At 58.0% G+C, this 11,733-nt stretch carries 10 protein-coding genes; 8 read left to right on the forward strand and 2 right to left on the reverse strand.

The window, feature by feature from the left end; translation table 11 throughout:
- Position 1: 1 nt before the first annotated feature.
- From HMPREF1147_RS02700 to hpf, 7 genes are all read left to right on the forward strand, one after another.
- Positions 2-1,552 carry a glycosyltransferase family 41 domain protein gene (locus HMPREF1147_RS02700; protein ID WP_009657587.1) on the forward strand — a complete coding sequence of 517 codons (1,551 nt, stop codon included), beginning with the start codon at positions 2-4 and terminating at the stop codon, positions 1,550-1,552.
- Positions 1,549-4,299, forward strand: coding sequence for a hypothetical protein (locus HMPREF1147_RS02705; protein ID WP_009657607.1), 2,751 nt, complete (start codon positions 1,549-1,551; stop codon positions 4,297-4,299). The genes HMPREF1147_RS02700 and HMPREF1147_RS02705 overlap by 4 nt, the downstream gene beginning before the upstream one ends.
- Positions 4,256-5,749 carry a hypothetical protein gene (locus tag HMPREF1147_RS02710; RefSeq protein WP_009657591.1) on the forward strand — a complete coding sequence of 498 codons (1,494 nt, stop codon included), beginning with the start codon at positions 4,256-4,258 and terminating at the stop codon, positions 5,747-5,749. Before HMPREF1147_RS02705 ends, HMPREF1147_RS02710 begins: the two co-directional genes overlap by 44 nt.
- The gene (locus HMPREF1147_RS02715; protein WP_009657592.1) at positions 5,736-6,686 is read left to right on the forward strand and encodes a tetratricopeptide repeat protein; all 951 of its coding nucleotides are present in this window, start codon (positions 5,736-5,738) and stop codon (positions 6,684-6,686) included. The genes HMPREF1147_RS02710 and HMPREF1147_RS02715 overlap by 14 nt, the downstream gene beginning before the upstream one ends.
- A 29-nt stretch (positions 6,687-6,715) precedes the next feature.
- Positions 6,716-7,807 (forward strand): glycosyltransferase, encoded by a 1,092-nt coding sequence (locus tag HMPREF1147_RS02720; RefSeq protein WP_009657599.1) that lies wholly within the window; start codon positions 6,716-6,718, stop codon positions 7,805-7,807.
- 173 nt (positions 7,808-7,980) lie between these two features.
- Positions 7,981-8,181: a cold shock domain-containing protein gene (locus HMPREF1147_RS02725; RefSeq protein WP_009350303.1), complete on the forward strand. Its 201-nt coding sequence runs from the start codon at positions 7,981-7,983 to the stop codon at positions 8,179-8,181.
- Positions 8,182-8,375: 194 nt separating this feature from the next.
- The gene (hpf, locus tag HMPREF1147_RS02730; protein ID WP_009350302.1) at positions 8,376-8,921 is read left to right on the forward strand and encodes a ribosome hibernation-promoting factor, HPF/YfiA family; all 546 of its coding nucleotides are present in this window, start codon (positions 8,376-8,378) and stop codon (positions 8,919-8,921) included.
- Positions 8,922-9,026: 105 nt separating this feature from the next.
- Here hpf and HMPREF1147_RS02735 read toward each other — a convergent pair whose 3' ends face one another.
- A complete protein-coding gene (locus tag HMPREF1147_RS02735; protein WP_009657590.1) occupies positions 9,027-9,920 on the reverse strand; it encodes a radical SAM protein in 894 nt (297 codons plus the stop codon).
- 115 nt (positions 9,921-10,035) lie between these two features.
- Positions 10,036-10,803 carry a DeoR/GlpR family DNA-binding transcription regulator gene (locus HMPREF1147_RS02740; RefSeq protein ID WP_026762003.1) on the reverse strand — a complete coding sequence of 256 codons (768 nt, stop codon included), beginning with the start codon at positions 10,801-10,803 and terminating at the stop codon, positions 10,036-10,038.
- Positions 10,804-11,220: 417 nt separating this feature from the next.
- Here HMPREF1147_RS02740 and HMPREF1147_RS02745 point away from each other — a divergent pair.
- On the forward strand, positions 11,221-11,733 hold a 513-nt coding region (locus HMPREF1147_RS02745), incomplete at its 3' end, for a helix-turn-helix domain-containing protein (protein ID WP_037351060.1).

Below are 11,733 nucleotides of genomic sequence, written 5' to 3' on the forward strand. Positions count from 1 at the left end.
AATGAGTAGGACGAATGCGGCGCAGAAAGACCTCATATTTGCTGCGCTTTCCGCGGAGCGTTATGCCGAGGCGCGCCGACTTGCCGTGGCGGCTATGAGGCGCGGCACGGCGGACGATATGATCCGCTATCTCCATACTTATGCGGTGGAGCGGATGGGCGATCTGCCGCGTGCGCTGCGGGAGGCGGCGGACTATCTCGCGGCGGGACGCACGGAGATGCGGCGGGAATATTTGCGCCTGCGTGCGGCGGTGGCGTATCGCATTGGAGAGCCGCAGGCGGCGGCATTCTATTGCGATGCCTACAGAGAAGAGCCTGCGGATGTAGGGCTATATAGCTCGTTCCTGCTCGCACAGAATGCGCGGGAGGTCGATGAATCGGAGCTGTTTGCGGCGCATTGTGCCTATGGTGAACTCTTTGCGGATGTGCCGCAGTATACGTTTCCGTCGCCCCGTCGGCATGAGAAGATTCGCGTCGGCTATATTTCGCCGGATTTTCGGCGGAATGTGATGCAGAATTTTATCCAGCCGCTCCTCACGGCGTATGACCGCGCGCACTTCGAGGTATATGTCTACAGCACGGCGGCGGAGCCGGATGAGGTGACGGCGGCGCTGCGCCCCTATGCGGACGTATGGCGGGATATGGGCGATATGTCTCCTGTAGAGACTGCGCAGCGCATTCGTGCGGATGAAATCGATGTGCTGGTCGATCTCGCGGGTCATGCGGCGGGCGGCGCTCTGCCTGTGCTCGCGCATCGCCCGGCGCCGGTGCAGATGCTGGGACTCGGCTATACGGCGACGTCGGGGCTGCGCACGGTGGATGCGTTCCTGACGGATGTCGTCTGCGATCCGCCGGGGGAAGGACATGAGCGTTATTTTACGGAGGAATTCGTGCATTTGCCGAGTCAGTTCTGCTATGTGCCGCCCGCGCATCTGCCCGCGTCGCGGGGGACGCCCGCGCGGCAAAGCGGTTCGATCCTTTTCGGGGTGTTCAATCAGTATCGAAAGTTCACGGACGAGATGCTTATCGTTTGGCGGGAGATCTTAGAGCGCGTCCCGGCGTCGCGCCTCCTGCTCAAGTCGCAGGTGTTCTTTGCGCCGGAGATGCGGGCGGCGGCAGTGGAGCGGCTGCGACGTCTCGGATTTGATCCCCGGCGCGTGCTCCTAGAGTCTGCGGATACGGGCTATATGCGGCGGTATCTCGATGTGGACATTGCGCTCGACACATTCCCGTGGCCGGGCGGGGGGACGACGTGCGATGCGCTCTATATGGGCGTGCCGGTGGTGACGCGCTATGCGGCGCGGCGCAGTACGCGCTTTGGCTATGCGCTGCTCTCACACATGGGACTCGCGGAGCTTGCAGCGGACAGTGCGGAGGGATATATTGCGCGCGCCGCCCTGCTCGCGGGAGATCTCGATACGCTCGACGCGCTGCACAGGGGGCTGCGCGGGATGATGGCGCGCTCGCCCCTGATGGATCAAAAGGGATATATGCGCGCTTTGGAGGACGCCTATCGGCGTTTTGCAGCAGTGGGATCGGAAAGGACCGTATGATGAAGAAAAGGGCGAAGAAGCATCGTGGAGCATCTGTCGGGCATCGGCGTGACACGGAGAAGAAAATACGCGTCGGGTATCTTTCCGATTCTTTTGGCGGCGGCGCAGAACGGGATTTTCTGCCGGCGCTTCTTGCGTTGGCGAATCCGCTGCGTTTTGAACTCTATGCCTATCATACGGGGGCGGAGGGGGATACGGCGCCGTTTGCAGAGTCGGCGGCGGCGTTTCGTACGCTCGGCGCATGTACGGCGCAGGAGGCGGCGGAGATCATACGCGGGGATGAGCTCGACCTCCTTGTTGATCTCTCCTTTGATACGTCGCCCGTATTCATTCGGGAGATTTTTGCAGAGCGTCCTGCACGGCGACTGCTCTCTCTTGCAGAGAGCGATCCTGCCGAGGGGGCGGAGACGCTGCTGACCGTTGACGGGGAGACCGATTTTGTCCCGTTCTGCTATACGCCGATTGAGCGGCGGGAGGCGTATGCCTATCGCACACCGATGCTTGACGGCGCGCCGGCGTCAGTTGGGCTTATCGGCAGGGCGGACGAGGGGCTGCGTGAGGAGATCGTCACGCTCCTCTGTGCGCTGCTCGCGCGCATTTCCCATGTGCGGCTGATTCTGCCGGTGTCGATCGGCGGCGTCTTAACAGATGCGGATTTTGCACTCATTTCGGAGACGGGATCGGATGTGGCGGAGCTGATCCTCGTGGATGAGGTCGCTGATGAGGAACTCGATATTGCGATTGGGATTCATGCCGATCCTGCGCAAATTTGCCGTACCGTGGAATCGTCCGTGCCGATCCTGACGGCAGCGGGTGTTGTTGGAAAGTATGCCGCCGGCATTCTCCGTGCGGCAGGGCTCGGGGATGAAATTGTGGCGGATGCCGAGACGCTTGCGCAGCGTGCCGCATCGTTGCTGCGGGATGTGGAGCGGCTCTCGCATTTACACGAAACGCTGCGGTGGCAGTTCCGCGACAGTCCTATTTCCGACGGCGCCGCCTATCTATTTACGATGGAGCGCGCCTATGACCGGCTGCTCTTCGGCGCGGTGGAATCGTCGCGTGTGGAGGAACATGCGGCGGCGCTCGCGCGCGCGGAGGAGGCAAAGGGCTGGACGCGGGTACTGCGGGAGGGGCATATCCTCGACGGCTGCGGGGCGCTCCTGCCGGCGCAGCGCATGTCGCTCGCATGGGCGTATTATTTTTTGCATCGGAGGGAGTACGCGTCAAGATGGGCGTGTGCTGCGGAGGGCGTTGCACGGGAAAGAGAGGCGGCGCGGCTGTACCTGTCCGTGGTGGGGGTGTCCGCCGAGGGAGACGTAGCGGCCGCGGTGCGGCGCGCCCGGGAGGGGCTTGCAGAGATTGAGGCAGGTCGGCTGCCCGCGACACCCGAGGTGCACGAAACACTTCTCAAAGTATGTGCGGATCATGCGCCGAACGTTCTTGGCGCTGCTGCCGAATCGCAGTATGCGATGCAATACGCGTCGCGCACCTCCGACCCGCTGATGCGCCGCTCCTATCACTCCGGGGCTCTTTTGATGGCGAATGCCGTCGACGTATCTCCGGCGGAGGTCTATCGGCGCAGTTTGGCGTACGAGCGGCTGTTCGCGGATGTTCGCCCTTATACGCACGAGGGACGGCGAAAAAAGGATAAAATTCGCATCGGATATATCTCGGGTGATTTCCGCGAGCACGTCATGCAGTATTTCATCTGGCCGTTTCTCGCGGGATTTGACCGCGACGATTTTGAGGTCTATTGCTATAGTCTTGGCAGAACGGATCAGTATACGGAGTTCTTCAAGACACTTGTCACCGCATGGCGAGATGTTTCAAAGCAGGCGAATGCGCCGGAGAAGATCGCCGCTCGGATCTATGCGGATGAGGTGGATATCCTCTTTGATCTCGCGGGACATACGGCGCGCAGCGGCCTGCCTGCACTTGCGTGGAAGCCTGCACCCGTGCAGCTCTCGGGACTCGGTTATATGGCGACGACGGGGCTTTCCGCCGTCGACTACTTTGTCACGGATCGGTACTGCGATCCACCGGGGAGTGTCGGCGACGCATATTTTGTTGAAAAATTACTGCGCCTGACGAGTCAATTCTGCTATAATGGATATACACAGCTCCCGGTGTCCGAGGGAGCACCTGCTCGGCGGCGCGGATACGTTCAATTCGCTTCGTTCAATCAATATCTAAAGATGACCGATGAGATGCTCCGTGTGTGGGCAGAGATTCTGCGCCGGCTGCCGACGGCGCGGCTGCTGCTTAAAAATTCCGCCTATGAGAAGAAAGGCGTGGTAAGAGCGGCGCACGAGCGGATGAAGCGGGTCGGGCTCGATATGAGCCGCGTGCAGTTCGAGCGGGCGACGCGGGACTATATGCTGCGGTATCTCGATGTGGACATCGCGCTCGATACGTTCCCGTGGCCGGGCGGCGGGACGACGTGCGATGCGCTCTATATGGGCGTCCCGGTCGTCTCCTATTATACAGAGCGGCACAGTACACGCTTCACCTATAGTCTACTCGCCAATATTGGACTTAGCGATCTTGCCTCGGAGACCCTTTCGGATTATGTGGAGACGGCGGTGATGCTCGCAGAGAATGTTGATCTCCTCGATGCCCTGCATAGGGAGCTGCGGGATCGGATGAAGAACTCTCCCGTGATGGATCAGGTCGGCTATATCCGCGAAATGGAGGGATGCTATCGTGACATCTGGGCGCGGTACCGAGCAGCGCATGGAGAAGTTTGACGCCGCTTTTTCCCGCGTGCAAAAAGATCTCGCGGCGCAGCGTTTTGCGGCGGCGCACGCGCGCCTACGGCGGATGAACGAGGCGCATCTGTTCCCGGAATCGCGTCGGTGGCAGTATCATGCGATGGAAGGGCATTTGCTTCATATGCTGGGGGAACTCGATGCTGCGCTGCCGCATCTGCGCGCCTCTTGGAACATTGAGGGCGCGCCGCACGCTGTGCGTGTCGAGCTCCTCAGCAATTATCTGATGACACTCCACTATGCGGCGGATGTCTCCGATGCATTCCTGCGGGAGGAACACAGCGCGTGGGGACGCATCTTTGGTGATGTGCCGCAGTTCTCTCATGAAAAGCGGCGGCGGGCGAAAATCCGCATCGGCTATCTCTCGCCCTCGCTTTCCGAGCATGTGGTGCTGAACTTCGCCGTCCCGCTCTTTTCGGGATATGACCGGACGGGCTTTGACGTACGCATCTACAGCGCCGGAGGTGCGGACGACGATGTGACGGACTGGATTGCGGGCATGGTGGACGGATACCGCAATCTTGCGGGGATGCCGGAGACTGCGGCTGCGGCGGCGATTCATGCGGATGAGATCGACATCCTCTTTGACCTCGCGGGTCATACGGCGGGCGGGCGAACCCTGCGCATCGCGGCGTATAAGCCCGCGCCCGTGCAGATCACGGGCATCGGCTATTTCGATACGACGGGCGTGCCCGCGATCGACTATGTGCTCGGCGATCCCGTCTGCGACCCGCCGGGGATGGAGGAACTTTTTTTCGAAAAGATCCTTCGGCTGCCGCATACGCACCTTTGCTTCACGCCGCCGGAGCGGTTTGCCCCGTACGAAAATATCGTGCGCAGACCGCATATGCCCGTCGTCTTTGGGAGTTTTAACAATTTCTCCAAAATTACGGACGACACGCTCCGGCTGTGGGCAAAGATTCTGCACGCGGTGCCGGATGCACGGCTCGTGCTCAAGAATGTGAACGACGACGCGGAACCGCTCGAACGGATGCGTGCTCGCGCTGCACGTGCCGACATCGACCTCCGGCGGATCGACGTGCGCTCCGGCACGCGTGATTATTTGAGGGACTATCTCGATGTCGACATCATTCTCGACACATATCCCTATCAGGGCGGCGGAACGACATGCGAAGCCCTCCTGATGGGACTGCCCGTTGTTACGCGCGCAGGGACGCGCCACGGTGCGCGGTTCGGCACGAGCATCCTGTACAATGCGGGACTCGGTGAACTCGTTGCGGATACGGCGGACGCCTATGTCGAACGGGCGGCGCTGCTCGCGCGGGACGGCGAACTCCTCGCGGCACTCCACGGTGCGGTGCGGCGGATGATGCGCGCCTCTCCCCTGATGGACGGCGCACAGTATGTATGGGATATGGAGGAGGCATACAGGATGATATGGGAGCGGTATCTCAATGAAGAAGCGTAAGAAAAATCATGCCGAGCGAGCGCGGCAAAAACAGCAGCGCCGCAAAGAAGCGAGAAAGCGGAAAGGGAAAGGAACAACGACTATGACACAGGACAGCAATGCGGCACGCATCCGCGGCTATATCGAGAAAAAGGCGTATGCCGACGCGGTCAATGCATTCGCAGATATGGCGGCGGCGGGCAGCGCGCCCGAGGAGTGCTTCGGCGATATTGCGCGCGCGTATTTTGAGTCGGGCGATACGGCGCGCGCGGCGGACTGGGTGACGACGACGCTGACACGCGATCCCGCGAACGTGGACGTCCGCATTCTCCTTGGACGCATTTGTCTCAAGGAAAAGCGTACGCAGGACGCGTTCAAAGTTTATGAAAATCTGCTTGCATCTCACGGGAACGCACTGAGCGACGCGCAGCGCGCGGAGATCGACCGTTATGCGGGACTCGAGGCGCGGCTGAGCCCCGCCGAGGTGCGAGAGAATTATCCCCACCTCGCCGCATTCTTTGGACTCGTGTCCGCTCCCGTCGGCGTCCCCGCGCCGTCGGCGGTCAAGAAACCGGCAGTCCCCGCGCCGAAGGGCGTAGCCGTACCGCCCACAAAGGACGTCGCCGTTCCCGCATCGAAATCAGTCGCCGTGCCGTCCGAGCAAGCTCTTGCAGGGAGCGCCGCACAGACAGCCGCCAAAATCCTCGGCGAGAACATCCGCCCGCGGGACAAGGTATGCACGCTGAATGCGTTCGCGGGCGCCGCATATGTTGAGGGCGACTATGAGAGCGCACAGATTTTATTGACGGAATCGCTGCGTCTGGATCCCGGCTGTGACGAGACCATTAAGAACATGGCGGTGCTCCTGCACGATATGGGGGATAACGACCGAGCGATTCGCATGGCGTCGGAGATGAAGCACACGGATTTTTTATTACTTCGCCTGCTCAAAGCATAAACCTCGGCGGCGGAGCATATTCCGGCACTGTGGGACGGGATAATCTATGCGATCCTCCCATTTCCGTTGTCCTGCTCAATCGGATTGATGTCTGTGCACATGTGCGCCTCGATACACCGCTTCAGGCAATGCAGGCCGTAGGGGCGGTCACGCTGCACGGCTGCACCGAGGAGACCGACGATCGTCTGCCGCTTGCGGCGCTCGGCCAAGCGGAAAACAGCATCGTTCTGATCGAGCGGCAGCTTTATTTTCCTGATCCCGGATTAGCAGGCCTTTTTGGTGCAACCGTCATGCGTGGGAATCTGCTCCTGCATGAGATGGACGATCATCCGTCGGTGGTGCGGGAACTCGAGGAGACGAATTATTTTTCGTTCCGCGCCGTCTCCGCCATACAGACATCAACGACGCCGCTTGCAGACATCCTGCGTGAGTTTAATCCACATGTTCTCTTACTGGAGAACCAGCTTGCGGAACTGCCCGCACAGCGGCGCTATACACGCGGTACGGATCATGTGACGGTATTCTTTGGTGCGCTGAACCGCGGGGCGGATTGGGCGCCGCTTATGGATGCGTTGAATGAGGTGATTCGCGTGCATGGGGAAAGACTTTCCTTCCTCGTGACGGGAGATCGAGCCTTCTATGATGAACTGCGAACATCACGGAAAGAGTTCATATGGGGAGAAAAAGACGGCGACCCCGTCGCCTCCTACGCGGACTATACGGCAGCACTGCATCGTGCCGACATCGCCCTCCTGCCGCTCGGCGATACAGTGTTCAACCGTACAAAATCGGATCTGAAGTTCATTGAGGCTGCGGGACACGGTGCAGCGACGCTCGCCTCGCCCACGGTGTACGCGCGGACACTGTGTGACGGAGAGACGGGGCTGATCTATCGGGACGTGCGGGACTTCGTGGAGAAGCTGACTCTGCTCGTCACGAACGATGACCTACGCATCCGCTTGGCGGAGAACGCATATCGTTATGTCGCACGGCATCGTCTCATCACACAACATGTGGAGTCTTATATCGCTGCATACCGTGACCTCTTTGCACGACGCGAAGAACTCGAGCGTGACCGGTGGGCGCGCATGGAACGATATTTCACTGATCTTTTGCCATGATTTCGGCTACTTTGACCGTACTTAAACTGTACGAATAATCGTTTTTCTTTTCCTTTCAGATATGTCATTGACAGCGGCTTAAGTGAATCTTATAATAAAGGTTAGCTTATGTGCCGCATCAGGGTAAACCTATCGCATAGGCAAGTTTGATCAAGGAAAGGAGCGCCGATGCTATGACAGGAAAAGTGAAATGGTTCAGCGCGGACAAAGGGTATGGATTCATCTCTCGCGATGACGGCGACGATGTATTTGTCCATTTTTCCTCCATTCAAGGAGAAGGGTACAAAACACTCAGCGAGGGACAGGAAGTTGAGTTCGACATCGTCGAGGGGGCGCGCGGTCCGCAGGCGGATAACGTCGTCAAAAAAGAATAACAGCATCTTTTCGAAAAGCCCGGCTTACACAGCGGGCTTTTTCATTTGCATAAATATAGCATCTCAATGAATTACGAAACAATCAGAATTTAGAGAACTTGGCAGGGGATTTCGCATCCGTGTCGAACTAATAAAGTATAAGGGGGGCGGTGTAAAGAAGAACGCTCCCTGTGGATAGAAAGGGGCTGTGTTTCATGGCTGCATTCACGATTCGGGGAAAAAATGTCGAGGTTACGCCCGCACTGCGCGACTATGTGGAAAAGCGCGTCGGCAAGATCACGAAGTATTTCGAAAACGTGGGCGAGATTTCGGTCCTGCTCTCCGTTGAGGGGAAACATCACAAGGTAGAAGTGACTGCTCCCATCGTCCGCGGCGTCCTGCTGCGCGGTGAGGAGCATTCGGAGGATATGTACAGCTCGATCGATCTTGTCATTGAGAAGCTCGAGCGCCAGATTCGAAAGCAAAAGACGAAGCTCGAGCGCAGGTTCCGTCACGGCGGGTTCAAGGCGGAGGCGGTGGAGACGTTTGCGGCACCCGTCCCCGAGGAGGACGACATCTATCCGGTCGTCAAGCGCAAGAGCTTTGCACTCCAGCCGATGGACGTGCAGGAAGCCATCATGCAGATGAATCTGCTCAATCATCATTTCTTTGTATTCCGCAATGCGGAGACGAACGAGGTTAACGTGGTCTACAGCCGCAACGATGGGAAATACGCCCTGATCGAGGTTGAAGAGGGCTGATAACGAGACCGTAAAACTGCATCAAAAGAGCCGCTTGCCGTGCGCTGATATATCAAACACCGGCGGGCGGCTTTTCCGTTGGGCAGGTTTATGAGCGAATGTTCGTTAGAAGTCCGGTATATAATGCGCAGAGGAGGCGGCGGCATCCTGCACATAGACGCGCGTCATGCCGAGATCGCGCGCCGCGTCGACGACGGACTCGTATTCGAATGTCGTGAGTTTTCGGTGAAGCGGCGGGAACTCTGTGGCTCGGTAGGTCGGCGTATACTGCCGCATGAGGCTGAGCTGGATCGTGTCGCCGAAAGTCTCCCATAGGCGGCGCACGATGGCGATACTCTCACGGCGGTGTCCCGGGAGAACGAGATGGCGGACGAGCACGCCCGAGAGCAGACGTCCATCGGGTGCGAATTGAACGGCGCCGACCTGGGCGACCATGGCGGAGAGGGCGGCGTATGCGGCGGCGGCATAGCCCGGCGCGGCGGAGAAGCGGCGGGCGCTCTCCTCGGTATCGTATTTGAGATCGGGGAGGTAGATGTCGACATGACCCTTGAGGAAGTCGATCGTCTCTATCGTCTCGTAGCCGCTCGTATTCCAGACCACCGGACGGGAGAATCCTGCGGTACGGGCGAGTTCAAGCGCCGCGAGGATCTGCGGCGTGTAGTGCGTCGGGGTAACGAGATCGAGCGTCGCCGCGCCCTGCGATTCGAGTTCGAGGAAACGTTCGGCAAGTTCCTCCACACTGAGGAGGTCGCCGCGCTTGCCGTGGCTGATTTCGTGATTTTGACAGTAAACACAGCGAAGCGTGCAGTGGGAGAAGAATACGGCGCCTGCACCGTGCGCGCCGATAAGACACGGCTCCTCCCAGCGGTGGAGCATCGTACGGGCAACGCGTACGAGGGTGCCTGCCCCGCAGAATCCGCGCGCGCCCGCCGTGCGATCGATGCCGCAGGCGCGCGGGCAGATGCGGCATTCTCTGAGCGGCGCTTTCCAATCGATCATCCCTGTTCCTCCTTTTGCGTTATTATCCCACCCCAACCGGGATATTTTATGAATGACACACAACAAAGCCGCCTCCCGACCGGGAAGCGGCTTTGTTTATAGAGCAAAGGAAAATCTAGGGAAGAACGATATCCACGCCGAGCTCTGCGGCGGCAGCGCGAATATCGGGCGACGGCTCGGTATCGGTGATGAGACCGGCGAGCGCGTCGAGGCTTGTGAAGTCGTAGTTGCCGTCCGTCGAAAGCTTGCGCGCCTCGGCGACGACATAGGCACGTTTGCTGTGCGCGATAATCGCGGCCTTGTTCAGTCCGTCGTCAATGTCGTAGGTGGAGACGCTGTTGGCCTTGACATCGACGCCGACGGCGCCGACAAAGGCGATGTCGGGTTTCAGACGCTTGATGAACTCCTGGGTCATACCGCCCCAGAATCCGTCACGTCCGCGGTTGATCTGTCCTCCGGCGAAGATGAGATCGATGCGCGGGTTGCGTGCGAGCACGCCGAGCACGTCGACCATATTCGTCACGACGGTGAGATCGCGGTCGCTCTTCATAAGAAGTTCTGCAAGCGCGAGGTTACTCGTCGATATGTCGAGGAAGACCATGTCCTTGTCCTGGATGAGTGAGACTGCCGCCTGTGCGATGCGGCGTTTTGCGTCCACATCCATGTGGCGGTGACGGCTCACTTCGATCATGTGGACGCTCTGCGTCAGCTTAACGGCGCCGCCGTATGTACGTTTCAGACGCCCTTGCCGCTCCAGCGAACCCAGATCTTTGCGGATACAATCCTCGGTGACCTTAAACTTTGCACTGAGCTCTTTGACCTTGACCTTTCCGTCACGTTCCACCATACGGACGATGAGCTCTTGGCGTTCCTCTAAAAACATGATATTCACTTCCTTTGGCAGGTATACGTTAAAACGCTCACGCACCTGCATCAATGAGACGTCCCTTTCTTTGCCATTAGTGTAACGCAAATCATGAGAAATAGCAAGACAATTTTATCTATTATACAATATTCCGTTTATGTCGTTTTATTGATATATTCTGTTATGATAGATAATACCGCCTATTTAGAGGAAAGGTGAGTGACAACGTGTAGGTGGATGCGATACTTTTGTGTGTAAAATACGCAGTAATAAAGATATTCGTTATTGCAGAGACGCTTAAATATTTGAAAAAACTTTTATATCTTGGATGTACAATCTAAGTGCAACACAATTTAACAAAGAAAAGGACTCATAACGAAAAAACTCCTGTATAATGGTGTTAGCAAGAAAAACCACAAACGGAGGAGCACCGCTATGAGCCACTACCATCATCTTACCATTCTTGAGCGAGAAAAGCTAGCAATATATCTTGCTCAAGGTCTTAGCCTCACAAAGATTGCGGCAACTCTCAAACGTAACAAGTCAACCATCAGCCGTGAACGCAAGCGCAACAGTGTCAAAGAACAGTACACGCCATGTCTTGCACAGGGGAAATATGCAAAACGTCGCAAGGCATGTAAACCGCATAGAAAGCTAGACGATAAATACCTATCACAGCTCGTGGAGAACAAATTCCTAGACCATCAATGGTCTCCGGAGCAAATCTCTATGCGCCTACGCAGGGAGCGTGGCGTTCCTGTCATTAGCACAGCGACGATCTATCGTGCGATTTACGCGGGTGTATTTGACGCCGCGACAAGGCGCCGATATCCCGGCGTAAACAAAGCGAAACGGAAACTGCGGCATCGTGGAAAACCTCGTCATAACAAAGCAGAGGTAGAACGGCGCGGCAAAATCATCATCAGTAACGACTTAACGGATCGCCCG

The organism is Selenomonas sp. FOBRC9 (genome assembly GCF_000287655.1).
Classification (GTDB): domain Bacteria; phylum Bacillota; class Negativicutes; order Selenomonadales; family Selenomonadaceae; genus Centipeda; species Centipeda artemidis.

Excerpts from the sequence above, each read along its gene's own strand:
- HMPREF1147_RS02725 (WP_009350303.1), top strand. The coding sequence starts at position 7,981 with ATGACAGGAAAAGTGAAATGGTTCAGCGCGGACAAAGGGTATGGATTC.
- HMPREF1147_RS02715 (WP_009657592.1), top strand. The coding sequence starts at position 5,736 with ATGAAGAAGCGTAAGAAAAATCATGCCGAGCGAGCGCGGCAAAAACAG.
- HMPREF1147_RS02705 (WP_009657607.1), top strand. The coding sequence starts at position 1,549 with ATGATGAAGAAAAGGGCGAAGAAGCATCGTGGAGCATCTGTCGGGCAT.
- HMPREF1147_RS02700 (WP_009657587.1), top strand. The coding sequence starts at position 2 with ATGAGTAGGACGAATGCGGCGCAGAAAGACCTCATATTTGCTGCGCTT.
- hpf (WP_009350302.1), top strand. The coding sequence starts at position 8,376 with ATGGCTGCATTCACGATTCGGGGAAAAAATGTCGAGGTTACGCCCGCA.
- HMPREF1147_RS02735 (WP_009657590.1), bottom strand. The coding sequence starts at position 9,920 with ATGATCGATTGGAAAGCGCCGCTCAGAGAATGCCGCATCTGCCCGCGC.
- HMPREF1147_RS02740 (WP_026762003.1), bottom strand. The coding sequence starts at position 10,803 with ATGTTTTTAGAGGAACGCCAAGAGCTCATCGTCCGTATGGTGGAACGT.